18 protein-coding genes are annotated in these 18,940 nt (G+C 64.1%); 12 read left to right on the forward strand and 6 right to left on the reverse strand.

Annotated features, from left to right (window positions below; translation table 11 throughout):
* Positions 1-145 precede the first annotated feature (145 nt).
* Positions 146-568: a MarR family winged helix-turn-helix transcriptional regulator gene (locus N826_RS27850; protein WP_211099403.1), complete on the forward strand. Its 423-nt coding sequence runs from the start codon at positions 146-148 to the stop codon at positions 566-568.
* Positions 569-586: 18 nt separating this feature from the next.
* Here the strand turns inward: N826_RS27850 and mmsB are convergent, their stop codons facing one another.
* The 3 genes from mmsB to chvE all read right to left on the reverse strand — a co-directional run bounded on the left by mmsB (position 587) and on the right by chvE (position 4,502).
* A complete protein-coding gene (gene mmsB / locus N826_RS27855; RefSeq protein ID WP_044434186.1) occupies positions 587-1,807 on the reverse strand; it encodes a multiple monosaccharide ABC transporter permease in 1,221 nt (406 codons plus the stop codon).
* Positions 1,804-3,369 (reverse strand): multiple monosaccharide ABC transporter ATP-binding protein, encoded by a 1,566-nt coding sequence (gene mmsA / locus N826_RS27860; protein ID WP_044434188.1) that lies wholly within the window; start codon positions 3,367-3,369, stop codon positions 1,804-1,806. The genes mmsB and mmsA overlap by 4 nt, the downstream gene beginning before the upstream one ends.
* Positions 3,370-3,437: 68 nt before the next feature.
* Positions 3,438-4,502 (reverse strand): multiple monosaccharide ABC transporter substrate-binding protein, encoded by a 1,065-nt coding sequence (gene chvE, locus N826_RS27865; RefSeq protein ID WP_044434191.1) that lies wholly within the window; start codon positions 4,500-4,502, stop codon positions 3,438-3,440.
* Between the two features lie 345 nt (positions 4,503-4,847).
* On the opposite strand from chvE, the gene N826_RS27870 reads away from it, so the two are divergent.
* The 4 genes from N826_RS27870 to N826_RS27885 are packed head-to-tail and all read left to right on the forward strand — an operon-like array spanning position 4,848 to position 9,335.
* The gene (locus tag N826_RS27870) at positions 4,848-5,858 is read left to right on the forward strand and encodes an ABC transporter substrate-binding protein (RefSeq protein WP_044434193.1); all 1,011 of its coding nucleotides are present in this window, start codon (positions 4,848-4,850) and stop codon (positions 5,856-5,858) included.
* Between the two features lie 53 nt (positions 5,859-5,911).
* Entirely contained in the window at positions 5,912-7,399 is a 1,488-nt protein-coding gene (locus N826_RS27875) for a sugar ABC transporter ATP-binding protein (protein WP_044434195.1), read from the forward strand.
* Positions 7,396-8,358, forward strand: a complete 963-nt coding sequence (locus N826_RS27880) for an ABC transporter permease (RefSeq protein ID WP_044434197.1) — start codon at positions 7,396-7,398, stop codon at positions 8,356-8,358. The genes N826_RS27875 and N826_RS27880 overlap by 4 nt, the downstream gene beginning before the upstream one ends.
* Positions 8,355-9,335 (forward strand): ABC transporter permease, encoded by a 981-nt coding sequence (locus N826_RS27885; RefSeq protein WP_044434199.1) that lies wholly within the window; start codon positions 8,355-8,357, stop codon positions 9,333-9,335. Before N826_RS27880 ends, N826_RS27885 begins: the two co-directional genes overlap by 4 nt.
* A 101-nt stretch (positions 9,336-9,436) precedes the next feature.
* Here N826_RS27885 and N826_RS27890 read toward each other — a convergent pair whose 3' ends face one another.
* A complete protein-coding gene (locus N826_RS27890) occupies positions 9,437-10,273 on the reverse strand; it encodes an aldo/keto reductase (RefSeq protein WP_044434201.1) in 837 nt (278 codons plus the stop codon).
* Positions 10,274-10,462: 189 nt separating this feature from the next.
* Between N826_RS27890 and N826_RS27895 the strand changes: the two genes are divergently transcribed.
* The 4 genes from N826_RS27895 (at position 10,463) to N826_RS27910 (ending at position 15,543) form a co-directional block, all read left to right on the forward strand.
* Positions 10,463-10,867 (forward strand): DUF2946 family protein, encoded by a 405-nt coding sequence (locus N826_RS27895; protein WP_044434203.1) that lies wholly within the window; start codon positions 10,463-10,465, stop codon positions 10,865-10,867.
* A 90-nt stretch (positions 10,868-10,957) separates the two neighbouring features.
* The gene (locus tag N826_RS27900) at positions 10,958-12,316 is read left to right on the forward strand and encodes a PepSY-associated TM helix domain-containing protein (RefSeq protein ID WP_084721239.1); all 1,359 of its coding nucleotides are present in this window, start codon (positions 10,958-10,960) and stop codon (positions 12,314-12,316) included.
* A gap of 173 nt (positions 12,317-12,489) precedes the next feature.
* Positions 12,490-14,730: a methyl-accepting chemotaxis protein gene (locus N826_RS40585; RefSeq protein ID WP_052832172.1), complete on the forward strand. Its 2,241-nt coding sequence runs from the start codon at positions 12,490-12,492 to the stop codon at positions 14,728-14,730.
* A 105-nt stretch (positions 14,731-14,835) separates the two neighbouring features.
* On the forward strand, positions 14,836-15,543 hold the full coding sequence (locus tag N826_RS27910; protein ID WP_044434205.1) for a glutathione binding-like protein: 708 nt from the start codon (positions 14,836-14,838) through the stop codon (positions 15,541-15,543).
* Between the two features lie 2 nt (positions 15,544-15,545).
* On the opposite strand, the gene N826_RS40590 is transcribed toward N826_RS27910, so the two are convergent.
* Together N826_RS40590 and N826_RS44425 are read right to left on the reverse strand one after the other, a co-directional pair.
* Positions 15,546-15,998, reverse strand: a complete 453-nt coding sequence (locus N826_RS40590) for a GerW family sporulation protein (protein WP_052832174.1) — start codon at positions 15,996-15,998, stop codon at positions 15,546-15,548.
* Between the two features lie 85 nt (positions 15,999-16,083).
* Positions 16,084-16,299: a hypothetical protein gene (locus N826_RS44425; RefSeq protein ID WP_169789425.1), complete on the reverse strand. Its 216-nt coding sequence runs from the start codon at positions 16,297-16,299 to the stop codon at positions 16,084-16,086.
* A gap of 129 nt (positions 16,300-16,428) precedes the next feature.
* Between N826_RS44425 and N826_RS27920 the strand changes: the two genes are divergently transcribed.
* From N826_RS27920 to N826_RS43420, 3 genes are all read left to right on the forward strand, one after another.
* Complete coding sequence (locus N826_RS27920) at positions 16,429-16,872, forward strand: CBS domain-containing protein (protein WP_044434207.1); 444 nt, start codon at positions 16,429-16,431, stop codon at positions 16,870-16,872.
* A 146-nt stretch (positions 16,873-17,018) separates the two neighbouring features.
* Positions 17,019-18,518 (forward strand): Ppx/GppA phosphatase family protein, encoded by a 1,500-nt coding sequence (locus N826_RS27925; RefSeq protein ID WP_044434242.1) that lies wholly within the window; start codon positions 17,019-17,021, stop codon positions 18,516-18,518.
* 182 nt (positions 18,519-18,700) lie between these two features.
* Positions 18,701-18,874 (forward strand): hypothetical protein, encoded by a 174-nt coding sequence (locus N826_RS43420; RefSeq protein WP_157599373.1) that lies wholly within the window; start codon positions 18,701-18,703, stop codon positions 18,872-18,874.
* The last annotated feature ends 66 nt before the right edge of the window (positions 18,875-18,940 follow it).

Here is an 18,940-nt window from a genome sequence, read left to right on the forward strand (position 1 = left end):
TGCCCGACTTGTTTCCACAAATGTGTCTCCTTCGAGCTTCCCATTCGCACAAGGCTTCATGGCCCAAATACCCGCTCGACAGCGGATACCGGGCTGATGGAAAGTGCAGATATTGAAAGTTGAGAGATTGACGGGGGCGAATATCGTGTCCACGAGAATGCAGGACCAGTTGGCTTACCTGATCGCCAGCGTGAACCGCCGTCTTGAGGAAGAGTTGGCCGACCAGTTGCGGGCGGAAGGCATGCCGATCGAGCAGATGCGCATCCTGACGGCGCTCGCAGACGGCGCCGGGCTTCCGATGGGCGATCTGGCGACCATCGTCCTGGTCGAAGGGCCGACGCTGACCAAGATCGTGGACCGGATGGTGACCAACTCGCTGGTCTATCGTTCACCCGACGCCAAGGACCGCCGGCGTATCCTGATCTTCATGACCCCGCGTGGCAAGGCGACCTATGAACGGATACGGGGGATCGCCGCCGATCAGCAAAGCCGGCTGCTGGAGCGGCTTCAGGGGCAGCAATACGAACAGTTGAAGGGGTTGCTGGAGAGCCTCAGCGCGCGGCACTGAGGCTCTCCCAACGGCTTCTCAGGCTTTGTTCTTGTAGTAGACGTCGAGGAATACGGCGGCGAGCAGCACGAGGCCCTTAATGACCTGCTGCCAGTCGATGCCGACGCCGATGATCGACATGCCGTTGTTCATGACACCCATGATGAAGGCGCCGATCACGGCGCCGGTCACCCGGCCGACGCCGCCGGAAGCCGACGCGCCGCCGATGAAGCACGCCGCGATCACGTCCAGCTCGAACGACACGCCGGCCTTGGGGGTCGCCGTGTTGAGCCGCGCCGCGAAGATCAGGCCGGCGAGTGCGGCCAGCACGCCCATGTTGATGAAGGTGTAGAAAGTGACGCGCTCGGTGTTGATGCCCGACAGCTTCGCCGCCTTCTCGTTGCCGCCGATTGCGTAGATCCGCCGCCCGATCGTCGTCCGCATCGTGACGAAGGTATAGAGCATGATCAGCGTCGCCATGACGATCAGGACGTTGGGCAGGCCCTTATAGGATGCCAGCAGGAAGCCCAAATACATCACGACCAGGGCGATGACCGCGTTCTTCGCCACGAAGAACAGCAGCGGCTCTTCCTCCACCCCGTGCTTCTGTCGGTTGAGGCGGTTGCGGTAGTTCAGGCCGATCAGGATCAGCGGAACCGCGATGCCGAGCAGAACGGAGGTGACATGGACCGTCGTCGAGCCGTCCAGCGCCATGCCGCCGAAGATGTCCGGGATGAAGCCGGAACTGAGCTTCTGGAACTCCGGCGGGAACGGGCCGACGGACTGGCCGGCGAGCAGGGCCAAGCTTAGGCCCTTGAAGACCAGCATGCCGGCAAGAGTCACGATGAAGGACGGTATCTTGAAGAACGCCACCCAGTAGCCCTGTGCGGCACCGATCAGACCGCCGACCGCAAGGCAGATGATCGTGGTCGGGATGTAATGGATCTTGAACTGGACCATCATGACGGCGGCGAGCGCGCCGATGAACCCGACCACCGATCCGACCGACAAGTCGATGTGGCCCGCCACGATCACCAGCAGCATGCCCAGCGCCATGATGATGATGTAGCTGTTCTGAAGGATCAGGTTGGTCAGGTTGAGCGGCTTCAGCAGCGTGCCGTTGGTCATGAACTGGAAGAAGATCATGATCGCGATCAGCGACAGCAGCATGCCGTATTCGCGCAGGTGCCGCTTGATGAAGACCCGCAGCGGCTCGCCGCCACCGCCACTGCCCGGTGCAAGGACTGTTTCGGTGCTCATGCTATCTTCTCCCTGGGTGCCTGCTCATCCGCGGGCGCTTCCCTGCCCCGCATGATCGCGCGCATGATCTTTTCCTGGCTGGCATCGGCTGCCGGCAACTCGGCGACGAAGCAGCCCTCGTTCATCACGTAGATCCGGTCGCAGACGCCGAGCAGCTCGGGCATCTCGGACGAGATCATGATGACGCCCTTACCCTCGTCGGCCAGCTGGTTGATGATGGTGTAGATTTCGTACTTGGCGCCGACATCGATGCCACGCGTCGGCTCGTCCAGGATCAGCACTTCCGGCTTGGAGAAGAGCCACTTGCTGAGCACGACCTTCTGCTGGTTGCCGCCGGACAGGTTGACGACCTGCTGGAGCACGCTGGAACTGCGGATGTTCAGGCGCCGCCGATAGGTGTTGGCGACCGACAGTTCCTCCATGTCGTCCAGAACAGTGCCGCGCGAAATCCCGCCGAGGTTGGCAAGCGAGATGTTGTGCATGATGGTGTCGTTGAGGACGAGGCCGTAATGCTTGCGATCCTCCGTGACATAGGCCAAGCCGCTGTCCACCGCGCGCCGGATCGTGCTGACGTCGATTTCCTTGCCGTTCAGGAAAGCTTTGCCGGTGATGCGCCGGCCGTAGGAACGGCCGAACACGCTCATGGCGAACTCGGTCCGTCCGGCCCCCATCAAGCCGGCGATGCCGACGATCTCTCCGCGCCGGACATTCATGCTGACGTTCTTGATCTGGAGCCGGTCGGCGTGGATCTGGTGATGGACGTTCCAGTCCTTCACCTCGAACAGCATCTCGCCGATCTTGGGATCGCGCTTCGGGTAGCGGTCGGCCAGCGGGCGGCCGACCATGCCCCGGATGATCCTGTCCTCGCTGACGGGTTCGCTCCGGCAGTCCAGCGTCTCGACCGTGCAGCCATCCCGCAGCACCGTGATCGAATCGGCGACCTTGGAGATCTCGTTGAGCTTGTGGGAGATCAGGATCGAGGAAATGCCTCGTTTCTTGAACTCCAGCAGCAGGTTCAGCAGGGCGTCGCTGTCGCTCTCGTTCAGGCTGGCGGTCGGCTCGTCCAGGATCAGCAGCTTCACTTCCTTGGACAGCGCCTTGGCGATCTCCACCAGTTGCTGCTTGCCGACGCCGATGTCGGTGATCAGGGTGGCCGGGGATTCGCTGAGGCCTACCATCCGCAGCAGGTCGCGCGTCCGCAGCGTCACGGCAGACCAGTCTATCACGCCGTACTTGGCCTGCTCGTTGCCGAGGAAGATGTTTTCGGCGATGGACAGCAGCGGCACCAGCGCCAGTTCCTGGTGGATGATGACGATGCCGGCCTTTTCGCTGTCCGCTATGCCGGTGAAGCGCCGTTCCTCGCCCTGGAACCAGATCTCGCCGGAGTAGGAGCCGTGCGGATAGACGCCGCTCAGGACCTTCATCAGCGTCGATTTGCCGGCTCCGTTCTCGCCCACCAGCGCATGGATCTCGCCGCTTTCCACGCGCAGATTGACGTTCTCGAGCGCATTGACGCCCGGAAACGTCTTGGTGATCCCCCGCATTTCAAGGATCGCAGTCATCGAACACCTTGCATTGCCTTCGATTTACGGAAGGACGGATCAGACGCCCTCCCGCAGGCTCAATCGCGTCAGCGGAACTCGCTTTCCTTGTAGTATCCGCTGTCGACCAGGGTGCTCTTCCAGTTGGAAGCATCGACGCTGACCGGCTTCAGCAGGTAGGCGGGGACGATCTTGACGCCGTTGTCATAGGTCTTGGCGTCGTTGATATCGGGGATCTTGCCGCTCAGCACCGACTCGACCATGCCGACGGTGACCTTGGCCAATTCGCGGGTGTCCTTGAAGACGGTCGAGGTCTGCTCGTTCGCGAGGATCGACTTGATCGAGGGAACCTCGGCGTCCTGGCCGGTGACGATCGGCATCTTCTGGCTGCCGCTGCCGTAGCCGACACCCTTGAGCGAGGAGATGATGCCGATGCTCAGCCCGTCATAGGGCGACAGTACGGCGTCCACCTTCTTATCGGTGTAGTAGGCGCTCAACAGGTTGTCCATGCGCGACTGAGCGACGGCGCCGTCCCAGCGCAGGGTGGAAACCTTGTCCATGCCGGTCTGGCCGCTGGCGACCACCAGCTTGCCGGTGTCGATATAGGGCTGAAGGACGGACATAGCGCCGTTGTAGAAAAAGAAGGCGTTGTTGTCGTCGGGCGAACCGCCGAACAGCTCGATATTGAACGGCCCCTTGCCTTCCTTCAGGCCCAGCTTATCCACGATGTAGCCGCCCTGGAGAACGCCGACCTGGAAATTGTCGAAGGTGGCGTAGTAATCGACGTTCCCCGAACCGCGGATCAGCCGGTCGTAGGCAATGATCTTGGTACCCTGGCTGGCGGCCTGGGCCAGTACATCGGACAGGGTAGTCCCATCGATGGCGGCGATCACCAGGACCTTAGCGCCCTTGGTCAGCATGTTCTCGATCTGGGCGAGCTGGTTCGGGATCTCGTCTTCGGCGTATTGGAGGTCGGTCTGGTAGCCCTTTTCCTTGAAGTACCGGGCCATGTTGTCGCCATCGGCGATCCAGCGCGCGGAAGATTTCGTCGGCATCGAAATGCCGACAGTACCCTTGTCCTGAGCGAACGCCTGAGGCGCCAGCGTGAAAAGGCCAAGCGTTACAGCCGCAACGACAGACGTGAATGCTCTCACTGTTTCCTCCCCTTTTGGACAGCCGTATTTTCGACCGGCTTTTTCTGAGATACGGCATGGCTGCTGCGCATGACCGGAGTCGGTTCGATCCTCGATCTAATTGCGCCGATAGTCAAATGCGCTTTGCGTCCGAGTACCAAGAATCCTGAGTCCTAGCACTTTACGCTTATCCGCATGCACTTGACGGATACTTCGGGGGTACGGCTTTGGAAGACCGAGGGAGCCGGCTTGACGCTGTTCCCGAATGCGAATAGCGTTTATTAAACATCTTAATTATCACAGATAAAACTATCGCCTGTTCTTGCGGCGAGCGGAAAACAAGAAACATCCAGTGAGGAAACCTCAATGAAGATCAGGGTCGCCCTAGCCGTGGCCGTGGCCGCAACCTGCCTTTCCGGTGCAGCGGTTGCCGACACGTCGTCGAAAAAGATAGCGCTATCCAACAACTACGCCGGCAACTCGTGGCGCCAGGCCATGCTGAAGAGCTGGGGCACGGTCACCTCCAAGGCGGTGGCCGACAAGGTCGTCGCCGACGCCTCCGCCTTCACGACGGCGGAGAACCAGGCGACCGAGCAGGCGGCTCAGATCCAGAACCTGATCCTCCAAGGCTACGACGCGATCGTCGTCAATGCCGCTTCCCCTACGGCACTGAATGGCGCGGTCAAGGAAGCCTGCGATGCCGGCGTTACGGTGGTGTCGTTCGACGGCATCGTGACGGAGCCGTGTGCATGGCGGGTCGCGGTGGACTTCCGCAAGATGGGCGAGATCCAGGTGGATTACCTGGCGCAGCGCTATCCGCAGGGCGGCAACCTGCTGGAGATCCGAGGACTGGCCGGCGTGTTCGTCGATGACGAGATCCACAAGGGGATCGAGGACGGCGTCAAGAAGCACACGAACTTCAAGATCGTATCGTCCGTCCATGGCGACTGGACCCAGGAAGTTGCGCAGAAGGCGGTTGCCGGCGTGCTCCCGACCTTGCCGGAGATCCGGGGCGTCGTGACCCAGGGCGGAGACGGCTATGGCGCAGCACAGGCGTTCAAGGGCGCCGGCCGGCCGGTCCCGACCATCATCATGGGCAACCGGCAGGATGAGTTGCTGTGGTGGAAGGAGCAGAAGGACGCCAACGGCTACGAGACCATGTCGGTCTCGATCGCGCCCGGCGTCGGCACGCTGGCCTTCTGGGTCGCTCAGCAGATCCTCGACGGCAAGGACGTGCCGAAGGACCTGATCGTGCCGTTCCTGTCGGTCGAACAGGGCAACCTTGAGGAACGCCTGAACCAGACCGAAAAGGGCGGAGTGACCAACGTCGAATACTCCCTCAGCGATGCTCAGGCCGTCATCGGGGGCAAGAAGTAACGGTGGCAAGCCAGGTAAGCTCAAGGCAAGCAAGATCAAGTCAGGCACGCGTGATGGTTTCCGACGAGACCGCCCTTCTTCTAGACGATGTCCGCAAAAGCTTCGGCGCGGTTCGCGCCTTGGCCGGTGTCACCCTGCGCGTCGGGCGGGGTGAACGGCTGGGGCTGGTGGGTCACAACGGCGCCGGCAAGTCGACGCTGATGCATGTCCTTGCGGGCGTGCTCAAGCCCGATGGCGGAACCATCAGCGCCGATGGCGGCCGACAGGTCGCCGACTACGATACGGCGGCGGCCGGCAGGCTCGGCGTGCGCTGCGTATTCCAGGAACTCTCGCTCTGCCCCAACCTGACGGTCGGCGAGAACGCTCGCGTCCTCCACCCCGGCCTACGCGGCTGGGGCTGGCGGAAGCGGGCGGAGGGGCTGATCCTGGAACAGCTCGACGCGATCTTTCCCGGCCATGGGATCGATCCGAAAACCATCGTCGCCGACCTGTCGCTCGGCCGGCGGCAGATGGTGGAGATCGCCCGCGCCTTCACCGTGACCGACACGCCGATCCGGCTGGTCATCCTGGACGAGCCGACATCGTCGCTGGACGCGACCGCCGCCGAACAGCTGCTGTCCTACCTGCACCGGGCGAACCTGGGCGGAGTCGCCAGCGTCTTCATCTCCCACATCCTGCCGGAGGTGCTGAGCGCCGCCGAGCGGGTCGTGGTGATGCGGGAGGGTCGGATCGTGCTGGACGGCAGGGCTTCGGAACTGACGCGGCGGATCATCGTCCGCAGCATGGGAGCGGCTGACGAGGAACTGTCGGAGGCGGAGAGTTCGGCGAGGGTGACGGACACCACGGCGGACCGACCCCGGCAGGTGCTGGCGACGCCGCTGGCCGCGACCGGGGGGATGGAGCTGTCCGCCTGCCGGGGCGATATCGTCGGGCTGGCCGGGCTGGCCGGGCATGGCCAGTCGACCATGCTGATCCGACTGTTCGATGCCTGGGGAAAGCGCGATCCGGCGACGCAGGTGGCGGCTCCGGTGGCGCTGGTCCCCGGCGACCGGCAGTCCGACGGCGTCTTTCCGCTGTGGTCGATCTCCCGCAACATATCGGTCCGCTCGCTCGGCAGCCTGCGGAGGTTCGGCCTGATCGATCCGGGGCGGGAAAAGGACCTTGCCGCGACGTGGCGGGAACGGATCGGCATCCGCACGCCTGACATGGACAACGGCATCCTGTCGCTGTCCGGCGGCAACCAGCAGAAGGCGCTGTTTGCCCGCGCGCTGGCGTCGGAAGCCGGGATCATCCTGATGGACGATCCCATGCGCGGCGTCGACATCTCGACCAAGGCGGAGGTCTACCGCTTCATCCGGGCGGAGGCGGAGCGGGGCCGGACCTTCCTGTGGTATTCGACCGAGATGGAAGAACTGTTCCACTGCGACCGGGTCTACGTCTTCCACCAGGGTCGGATCGTCGCCCATCTTCACCGGGGACAGATGACGGAAGCCGCCATTCTACGAGCCTCCTACGCCGACGCGTCCGGGGAGGTCGCATGACCGCCGCATCCCTGAACGCTCGTGGCCCCGCCCGCTTCGACGCCGTCCGCTTGCTGCGGATGCTGCTGCCGGCGATAGCCCTGTCGCTGATGCTGGCGGTGATCTTCTCGCAGCAGCCACGCGCCATGAGCTATGTCGGGCTGACCTTGCTGCTCAACCTCGCGGTGCCGGTGATCCTGGCGACGCTGTCGCAGCTCTGCATCATCGCGATCAACGACCTGGACCTGAGCATCGGCAGCTTCGTGGGATTGTGCGCCTGCATCGCCGCGACGCTGCTGAAGGATACGCCCCTGCTGGGCGTGGCGGCGCTGGTCGCCGCCGTCGGCGTTTACGGTCTGGTCGGGGCGCTGATCCATTGGCGGGCGCTGCCGTCCATCGTCGTGACGCTGGGGCTGTCGTTCATCTGGATGGGACTGGCCGTGCTGATCCTGCCGACGCCGGGAGGACGTGCGCCGGAGTTCCTGACCACCGTCATGAAGTGGAAGCCCGCTTTCGTCCCGCTGCCGATCCTCTACGCCGTGATCCTGGGACTGGGAATGCACCTGCTGATGCGCTCCTCCCTCGGCACGATCCTGCGCGGAGCCGGCGGGAACCCCAAGGCGCTGGCGAATGCCGGCTGGTCGCTGCTGCGGGCACGCGTGACGCTTTACCTGATGGCGGGGACGCTGGGCGCCCTGTCGGGGCTGGCGCTGGTGGGGCTTACGACATCGGGCGACGCCAACATGGCGCTTCGCTACACCCTTCTGTCGATCGCCGGCGTGATCCTGGGCGGCGGCGAGTTCACTGGCGGCAGGGTCAACCCGGTCGGCGCGGTGCTTGGGGCCATGACGCTGACGCTGGCCGGCTCCTTCCTGACCTTTATGCACATACCGCCGGACTGGCAGATAGGAGCGCAGGGCGCGATCCTCATCATCGTGCTGGCGCTACGCGCCGTGCTCAACCGGGCGGAGGAACGATGATCACCAACGACCTTCCCTCCCCCGCCGACGTGGCGCCGGCGCGCCGCACCCTGGTGCTGCCGGTCTGGGTATGGCCGCTGCTGGCCGCTGCTGTCGTGCTCGCCATGACATTGATTTATTCGGGCGGGCGGGGCGCTGCTGACATCATGTCGGCGGCGGTGACGTTCTCCGCCCTGTTCGTCATCGTCGGGCTGGGACAGATGCTGGTGATCACGTCGGGTCCCGGCAACGTGGACTTGTCGATCCCGGCGGCGATATCGCTGGCCGGCGCCATCGCCATGAAGGTGATGGACGGCTCCAACGGGATGATCGTGGCAGGGCTTGCGGCAGCGCTCGGCGCCGCGATGGCGCTCGGCGTCGCCAACTACCTGCTGATCCGGCTGCTCCGGATCCCGCCGATCATCGCTACGCTGTCGAGTGCGCTGATCGTGCAGTCCATCGCCATCGCCTATGGGCGCGGGCTGAAGATCAAGCCGCCGCCGGCCTTTGCCGACTTCTGCACCGGACGCACACTGGGCGTCTCCAACCTGGCGCTGGTCGCGGCTGTTCTGACGGCGATCGTCCTGCTGGTGCTCGCCCGTACTGTCTATGGCCGGACGCTGCTGGCGCTGGGGCAGAACCAGCGGGCGGCACGGCTGGCCGGAACACCGGTGTCGCGCGCCCGGCTGACCACCTCCGTCGTCTCGGCTGGGTTCGCCGGGCTGTGCGGTGTCCTGCTGGCGGGGTTCTCGGGCGGGTCGTCCCTCAACATGGGGGAGGAATACCTGCTCGCCTCCATCGCGGTCACTGTAATCGGCGGCACCAGCGTCGCGGGAGGGCGTGCGGAGCCGCTCGGAATCTGGGGAGCGGCCCTGCTGCTGTTCCTGATCGTCACGATGCTGAACACCTTCGGCCTCAGCGCCGGAGTGCGCCTGATCGCCACCGGCGTCATCATCGTGACCGTCATAGCCATCGGCGGCGGCCGCAAGGCCGCATAATGTCGTGCGACCTTCCGCCATGATGGAGTTGTTGGGCTACGGCCCAACCTACGCAGCAGGAGCCTGTAGGTTGGGCCGTGGCCCAACACCGACGCGGTGTATCAAAGCATTTCCAGGGGGCGCGGTCCCTTGGGCGGCGGGAAGTCCCGGTCCAACTCCGCCAAGTCCTCCGGCGTCAGGACGAGGTCGGTGGCAGCGCGGTTGGCCTTGACGTGCTCGGGATCGCTGGCCTTCGGGATCGCCACGACGCCTTCCTGAGCCAGCACCCAGGCCAGGGCCACCTGGAACGGCGTCGCATCCAGCCGGTTCGCGACCGTGCGAAGGGCGCCTTTCGCCGGAATGCGGCCCTGCTCGATCGGGCTGTAAGCCATGACCGGAATGCCCTTGTCGCGGCACCAGGGCAGCAGGTCCCACTCCGGCCCGCGCCGGGTCAGGTTGTAGAGCACCTGATCGGTGGCGCAGGCATCTCCACCGGGAACGGCCAGAAGCTCCTTCATATCGTCGGTGTCGAGGTTGCTGACGCCCCAGCGGCGGATCTTGCCCTGCTGCCGCAGTGTCTCGAACGCCTCGACGGTTTCCGACAGCGGGATGCCGCCGCGCCAGTGCAGCAGGTAGACGTCGAGATAGTCGGTCCCGATCCGCTTCAGGCTGCGTTCGCACGCCTGGATCGCACTGCGGCGGCCGGCATTCTGCGGATAGGCCTTGCTGACCAGGAAGCAATCGTCCCGCCGGCCCTTGATCGCCTCGCCCACGACTTCCTCGGCGCCGCCGTCGGCATACATCTCCGCCGTGTCGATCAGCGTCATGCCGAGGTCCAGACCCAATTGCAGGGCACGGACCTCGCCCGCGCGCTCGTCGCGGTCTTCACCCATGAACCAGGTTCCCTGACCCAATGTCGGGACTTCTCCGTCGCCAAAGGGGATGGTGCGTAGCGGCATGGTGGATCTCCTCCGGGGGGCTTTCCGGACGAACACGGCGACCGTGACGGCGGTTCCGGATTTGGATCGGCGGCTTGGGGAATAATGGCCGGACTGATCCGTCCAGCAAATGTCGAAAGTTTGTTGACGGTCGGACCGAACTGGATGAGCTTAGCGGCCATGGCACTGAGATGGTCAGGTTTGACGGGTTTGAAGCGCGCGTGTATCGCGGCGCTGCTGGCCTGCGTCCTGATCGCCCAGAGCCACTCCGGCGTCTCTCCGGCTCTTCAGTTGGTGGTTCCGACTGCCGCCGCCGATGCACAGTCCTTCGACGCCATGGCGTCGATGTGCCTGCACGACGACATGGCGGCGATGCCCGTTTCCGCCCCTTCGGACGAGCATGAGCGGCACAACGAGCGCAGCGGGCACGATCTCTGCTGCACGCTGCTCTGCGGTCTGGGGTGCCTGACCGGCCCGGCGCTGCTTCCCGGCGTCGCGGCCTTGCCGCCGATCACGCGGGGCGATGCAGCACTTCGGATCTTCAACGTTCAGTTCCTGCCCCAAACACCCGCCTGGCTGCCGGTCGGAGCAAGGGCGCCACCCGTCACGGCCTGATTTCCCAATCGATCGATTCCTTTGGCACACGGAGCCTTGCGGCCGCCGCGCTGACGCGCGTGCGACCGGCCCCCATCAGGACCGCATATCATGACGGACATCACCGTTCCGACCTCGTCGCGCGCCGCATCGGCGGCGGGGACGACTTCCAGCCTCTACCGGGCGGTCTGGCGCTGGCATTTCTACGCCGGTCTTTTCGCCCTGCCCTTCCTGATCGTCCTCGCGGTCACGGGAGCACTTTATCTATTTCGCGACGAAATCGACGGGCTAATCCATGCCGACCTCAAGCGCGTCGAAGCCCAGGCGACGGCGCAGACCGCTCCATCCGCCATGGTCGCCGCGGCGCTGAACGCCTATCCGGGCACGGCGGCAAAGTACCTGCCGCCGGCGTCTCCGGACGCTTCCGCCGAAGTCGTGGTCAAGACCTCGGCTGGGTCTAAGCTGTCTGTTTTCGTCAACCCCTATGACGGGCGGGTCCTGGGAGACATCCCCGACAAGGGAACGGTCATAGGGATCGTCCGCCAGATCCACAGCCTGGCCTTCTTCGGCCCGATCGCCAACGGCCTGATCGAGATCGCCGCCGGCTGGGCCATCCTGCTGGTCGCCACCGGCATCTACCTGTGGTGGCCACGCGGACAGGCAGGCGGCGTGGTGACCGTACGCGGCACGCCGAAGCGCCGGATGTGGTGGCGGGACGTCCATGCGGTCACGGGGCTGTTCGCCGGCTTCTTCATCCTGTTCCTGGCCGTCACCGGCATGCCCTGGTCGATCGTCTGGGGCAAATACGTCAACGAGTGGGCCAACGGCTCCAACTTCGGCTATCCGGCCGGCGTCCGCGTGGCCGTCCCCATGTCGGACGAGCATCTGGCCCATACCGGCCCGACGACCTGGTCGCTGGAACAGGCCCGCATGCCGGAATCCGGTCTCGCCAGTGCTGGCGGCGGTCCCATCGGACTGGATGCCGCGGTCGCCGTCTTCGACCGGCTGGGTCTGGCCAAGGGTTACGCCATCGCTCTCCCCGGCGGTCCGACCGGCGTCTATAGTGGCTCGGTCTATCCGGACGACCTGTCGCAGCAGCGTGTCGTCCATCTCGACCAGTATTCGGGCAAGCCGCTGATCGACATGAGTTTCGCCGACTACGGGCCGCTCGGCAAAGGCCTGGAATGGGGCATCAATGTCCACATGGGTCAGGAATACGGGCTGGCCAACCAGCTGGTCATGCTCGCGGTCTGCGCCGCGATCGTCCTGATGTCGGTATCGGCCGGCGTCATGTGGTGGAAGCGGCGGCCTCGCGGTAGTTTCGGCGTCCCGCCGGCGCCGTCGGATCGGCGCGTCCTTCGCGGCGTCGTCGGCATCCTTGCGGTGGGTGGCATCGTGTTCCCGCTGGTCGGTGCGTCGCTGCTGGTCATGCTGGCGCTGGATACCGCACTTACCCGCCGGAAGGCCTGAGAGCCAACGTAAATGCCGGTCCCGAAAGGGACCGGCATTTACGTTGGATACCATCAGCTTGGATAACAGTGCGGTCTGCGGTCTATATTATGTCGCAACCGGCGCGCTTCAATTTACTAACCCTATGTGTTACTTCTTTTGGATATATATTATAGAAGCCGCTGGAGAGTCTCATGTTCCGTGCTCTGGGCATCGCGCAGAAGCTTGCGGTTGCCGCACTGCTGTTCCTGGCCCCTGTCGGTTACGTCCTGGTAGCCCTTGTCGGAAATCAGAATACGACGATCGCTTTCAGCGACAAGGAACGCACCGGCACCCTGTATCTGCGGCAGCTGGCCAAGGTACATGCGGAACTGGCCGGCATTGCCCTTGGCAATGGCACGACGGCGGGCACCGGGGGCGCCGGCATCATAGAGACGGCGGAACGTGAATTCGGCGACGGCATGGAAAGCGCCGAGATGGCCAAGGCGGCGGCATCGGCCGTGCGCGCCGTCAAGCAGGACGGAGCAGGCGGCGACGAAGCGCGGGCGGCGCTCCGCGCCCTGATCTTGCGGGTCGGCGACAAGAGCAACCTGATCCTGGATCCCGATCTCGACAGCTTCTACGTGATGGACATCATGCTGGTGAAGCTGCCGGAAGCGCTTGACCGGACGGTTTCCATGGTAGCACTGGCGCGCAGCACCTTCGCCGACAGCGTTATGGACGCCGAGGAAAAAGTGGCGTTCTACGTCGAGCTGGGCGGTCTGAAGGCCGTAACCGACGGGATCGCGGCGTCGCTGGCGTCCGCCTACAGCGGCAGCGCCGACGGGTCGGTCAAGGCCAGCCTGGACGTCCCGGCAACCAAGCTGGCGGCCGATCTCGGCAAGCTGATTTCCTCGATCGAGCAGGGAGCGCCCGGCGCTTCCACCGTAACCGCCCTGCTCGGCAAGCTGACGGCGATGTACGATGCAACGTCGGCCGACCTGGAACGCCTGCTGGACAACCGGGTCAGCGGCTTCAAGTCGTCCCAGTTCTGGACCTTGCTGATAACGGCATTGCTGTTCGTCGGCGCCTCCGGCGTGGTGCTTCTGGTCGTGCGGCGCGGCGTGCTCAACCCGTTGCTCGGACTGACGGAGGCGATGAAACGGCTCGCCGCTGGCGACCTGGAAAGTGCCATTTCCGGCGTCGACCGGCGCGACGAGATCGGCGCCATGGCCGCCGCCACCGCGATTTTCCGCGATGCCGCCCACCGCAACAGGGAATTGGAGGCGGATCAGGAGCGGATGAACGCCAACCGGATGCGCCGCCATGAAGCCCTGGAGACATTGACCCAGGACTTCCAGGCTGCGATCTCCGGCCAGCTTCGCGCCGTGGCCGCCGCCGCGACCGAACTTCAGGCAACCGCCGGAGCGCTGAACTCCGAGGCCGAACGCGCTTCGGAGCAAGCCAGCCTCGCGGCGGAGAGCGCGGAGGCGGCAAGCCGCAACGCCGATCTCGTGGCGACCGCCGCGGAGGAACTGTCCGGCGCCAGCAACGAAATCGGCTCGCAGGTGGAGAAGACGACCATCACGACACGCGTCGCGGTGGAGCAGGCCAACCGGGCGCAGGGCGTCACCCATGAATTGACGGATGTCGCCGCCGGCGTCACCCAGATCGTCCAGTTCATCCAGGACATCGCATCTCAGACCAACCTGCTTGCGCTCAACGCCACGATCGAGGCGGCACGGGCCGGTGAAGCCGGCAAGGGATTCGCCGTCGTGGCCAACGAGGTCAAAAACCTCGCGACGCAGACGTCGAAGGCGACGGAGGAAGTCACGGCCAAGGTCGATGCGGTCGTAACGGCCGCCAACGCCGTCGCCTCCCTGATCGCGGAGGTCTCGCGGACGATCCAGGCGATCGACGGCAATTCCGGAACGATCGCATCGGCCGTCACCGAGCAGAGCGCCTCCACCTCCGAGATCAGCCGGAATGTGCAGGAAGCGGCGGAGAAGACGACCCATGCGTCCGAGAACATCGGTCTGGTCCGCGAAACCACCGACTTCACGAAAGTCGCCGCCTCGCAACTTCTGGCAGCGGCTTCCGACCTGTCGCTCCAGGCGGAAACGCTGCGCGGTGAAGTGGACCAGTTCCTTGCCGCCATGACCAAGGCCGGCGAGCGCCGGAGTTTCGAACGCCGGAGCCATGATGCGCCTGTGATCCTGAAGATCGAGGGCAAGTCGGTGAGCGGGCGCATGGTCGACATCTCCGACGGAGGAGCGTCGCTGAAGATAGAGGGCAACTGGCGGGTCGGAATGCAGGCGACCGTCGCAATCCACGGGGTCAACCTTCCGAGCCGGATCGTGGAGGCCGGAAGCGGTGCGATGCGGGTGCAATTCCTCTTCGACGAGCAGACCCACAACAAGGTCATGGCGCTGTTCGACCGGGGGCTCGCCGCCTGAGCGGCGGAACGGATCGCAGCCACGGTGGTTGCCGGTGGAGAGGGAGCGTGTTATGGAATGATCGGTCCATAACTCACCCCGGTTCCATCGCAGGAGGCAGCCGACATGATCGATCTTCATTACTGGACGACGCCCAACGGGCATAAAGTCACGATCTTCCTGGAAGAAGCCGGCCTCCCCTACCGGATCATTCCCGTGAACATCAGTTCGGGCGAGCAGTTCAAGCCGGACTTCCTGAAGATCGCGCCGAACAACCGTATCCCGGCGATCGTCGATCAGGCGCCGTCCGACGGCGGCGAACCTGTCTCCATCTTCGAATCAGGAGCAATCCTGATCTATCTCGGCGAGAAGACCGGCAAGTTCCTTCCCACCGCCCTGCGGGCACGGGCCGACACGCTGCAATGGCTGATGTGGCAGATGGGCGGCCTCGGACCCATGGCGGGGCAGAACCACCACTTCGTCCAGTACGCTCCGGAACGTATCCCCTATGCGATGGAACGCTACGTCAAGGAAACCAACCGGCTCTACGGCGTGCTGGACCGGCGGCTGGCCGACCGGCCTTTCGTGGCGGGCGAGTACTCGATCGCGGACATGGCGGCCTATCCCTGGATCGTTCCCTATGAGCGCCAGCAGCAGAACCTGGACGACTTCCCCAACTTGAAGCGCTGGTTCGAAAGCATCCGGGCACGTCCGGCGGTCGAGCGGGCCTATGCGCGCGCAGCCGAGATCAACTCCCAGCCGACCATGACCGAAGAAGCCAAGAAGATCATGTTCGGCCAGACCGCCGCCAATCTCGGCGGCACCACGAAGTAGGATCAAGCGGAAACCGTCGCGACCTCGGTCGTCATGGCCGCCGGTGGCTGAGCGGCGGTTGCCGGTGCTGCCGGTGCCGCCACCGGCGTCGCGGCGACGTCCGTCTTCTCGGTGCGGCGCTGGTTGCCTAGGCTCGACGCCAACTGGGCGTGAGAGGCAGCCGCGTTCGTGACGAAATCCTGCTGAAGAGGCTTGTACTCGACTCCATCAGGGCCGATCACGATCATTCCGCAGGGAACGACTCCGCCGCCACCGCCGCCGTAAACCGACTCCCCGAAGGCGGATCCGCCACCGGCACCGACGCCGAAGGTCGTGACGAAGACGGGAATGACGGTGGTGGCGCCGATCGTGATCGGTTCACCGGTGACGCCCTTGCCCAGGATCTTCTCGAACTCCTCAAGGGTGGCGACCATGAAGCTCCGCACTGGATCGGCCATGAATGGAAAGGGATGCATTTCGGACTCCAGGCTTCGAAAAAGCATTGCGCATTCGCGAGCATAAATGAATCCGATTTCTTTAAATAGTATATGTATCGTTAGGTCAGTGCCCGCCCGGCAGCAGAACAGCTTCCATCCCATCCGTCACGGTGAATAAGCCGCCGCAGCGTGAGGAGAACGGCTGGGCGAGGTAATATCCAGTCGCCCGCGTAGGCTTGCCGGCAATAAAGGCGATTGCCGGAGGGCGCATGACGATGATAAAGTTCTCAAATGGGTTAATTCGTCGCACGTCGCCCAGCTTGGTATCCGGCGGCGTCAAGTCCACCGACCCGAGTACGGCCTGTACAAGGCCGCCTGATACGTCTTGAAATCTGCTGCTCTAGAAGTCGAACCAACCAAGAAGTGCCGTTAGCCGCACATCGCGGTATCAACGCCAATGGGGGAAGACATGACCAGCGTTTCCGACCTACTGAAACACAAAGGCCATACCATCGTCTCCATCACGCCCTCCGAGAGCTTGGAGAACGCCGCGCGCCTGCTGACGGAAAAACGGATCGGCGCCGTGGTGGTGCTCGACCGCCGGGGCAAGCTTTCCGGCATCCTGTCCGAACGCGACATCGTCAGGGCAATAGCCGACAGGGGTCTGACGGCGGCCTTGGCGATGCGCGTCGAGGACATGATGACGAAGGAGGTCAGGACCTGCCAGCCGTCGGAGCCGGTCAAGGATCTGATGAAGATGATGACGTTGCGTCGTCATCGCCATGTGCCGGTCGTCGATGCATCGGGCGAACTGGTCGGCGTCGTGTCCATCGGCGACGCGGTCAAGGCCCGGCTGGACGAGCAGGCCAGCGAGGTCGCGGTGTTGCGCGACTTGAACCTGAGCCATGTCTGAGTCCAGCTAGGCGTGCGCGGCGGGCGGCGCGGAAAAGTGGTGCCGTGGCAAATAACGCCGGGTTACGGAGCAAACCTGCGCTTCCAGAGTTGATGGGTGGTCTATGCAGTCGAGATTTGGGGCCAGTCATGAATTCGGAGGGAACGATGCTCGATCCGGAACGGGTACTTGCTGCAAACCACACCCACTACGGCGTGATCGATATCGGGTCCAATTCCGTCCGCCTGGTCGTCTACAACGATCTGAGCCGCGCGCCGCTGCCACGGTTTAACGAGAAATCCCTTTGTGCCCTGGGCACGGGGCTGGACCGGACGGGAGAGCTGGCGCCCGGGCCGATGGCGTGTACCGCCAGGGCGGTTCACCGCTTCTGCGCCATCGCCGATGCGATGGGCGTCAGTCGCCTCGACATCATCGCGACGGAAGCTGTCCGCCGTGCCAGCAACGGCAAGGATCTGATCGAAGAGATCAAGAAACGAAGCGGCAGGGACATCCAGATCCTGAGCGGATCGGAAGAAGCGCACTACGCGACGCTCGGCGTGATCTCAGGGTTCTACCGGCCGAAAGGTCTGGTCGGCGACATGGGCGGCGGCAGCCTTGAGGTTGCCGAAGCGCTGGAAGACCATGTCGGGGAACGGTCGGTCAGCCTGCCGCTTGGAGCCCTGCCGGTCGAATCGATGCTGGCGGAACTGGGCGAAGGCGCCAAGCGCCGGATCGACGAGATCATGAAGGAGCAACTGCCGCCGCTGCTGACCAAACCGGTCTTCCATGCCGTCGGCGGCGGATGGCGTGCGCTGGCCCGTGCGCATATGGAAGCGACCGACGCGCCGCTGAAGGTGGCCCACGGATACGACGTGGATGCCGGAGAGCTGCGGAACTTCGCCAAGTCGGTCTGGAAGATGTCGCCGGAAAAGCTGGCCGCTCTGCCCGGCATCTCGTCGCGGCGGTCGTCGACCATCGCGGCGGCGGCTCTGGTGATGGACAGGCTGCTCAAGAACCTGCGGCCGGAGCGGGTCGTCTTCTCCGCCCTGGGGCTGCGGGAAGGCTGGCTGTACTCACAGCTGACGCCGGAGGAACAGTATCGCGATCCGCTGATCGAAGGCGCCCAGGCGTTCGGCCTGCCGATGGCGCGGGTACCCGGCTTCGCCGCCGCCCTGGTACGTTGGACCGACCAACTGTTCCCGGACGAAACCGGTGAGGAAAGGCGACTGCGGGAGGCGACCTGCGCGCTGTCCGACATAGCCTGGGCCGATCATGCCGACGTCAAGGCGCAGGAATGTTTCCGGCGGATCGTTCATTTCCCATTCATCGGCCTTACCCATCCCGAACGCGTCTTCATCGGCGCCGCTCTGCACGCCCGGCATGCCGGTAAGCCGGACGATCCGGCGATCCAGAAGGAACTGGCGCTGATAACGCCAAGCATTCACCGGCGCGCCCAGATCCTTGGCCGTGCCCTTCAGCTTGGCCATCGCTTCTCGGGCAGCGTTCCGGCCATTCTTGATTCCGCACGCCTCCGCATCACGACGGATGCCGTGCGGCTGGAAGTCGCGGAGGGCGCCGACGACATTCCGGACAGCGAGGCGGTCCAGGCACGCATGAAGCAGCTAGCCAAGATCGTCGGCGTTCCCAAGACGGAGTTCGCCGCCTGACGGCGGTCGTCCTTTTGCACATCGGACGCATGCGAGCCATGCGCTGGTGTGGCTTCCAATTCACGAGTTAGTAACGATACTAATGTTACTATGCTGCACCGCACAATGAACCGGGTTCGAGCCCGGCATTGTCGGTGTCGAGGGAAGGAAGCGCCGCCCCTTAAGTTTTGTGGAGCGGACAAATGTCAGTCTATAGCGAATATCTCGATCATGTCGGCGCAAGCCACTCCCAGCCCAAGGCCGGCCGGGTAACCAGCGAGCACAAATCCACCAGTTACCTGAAGACCGGGCTTCTGATGCGGTCCGTCATCTGCCTCGCCTTCGTCGCGGTCGGCGCCGTCTACTCACTGGTCTGATACCAGCGGCATCAAAGATTGGGTTCTTCGTTCTTTTGTGTGCACAGCTTCTGAGGGAAGTTCAGG

It is taken from the genome of Skermanella aerolata KACC 11604 (assembly GCF_000936425.1).
GTDB lineage: Bacteria > Pseudomonadota > Alphaproteobacteria > Azospirillales > Azospirillaceae > Skermanella > Skermanella aerolata.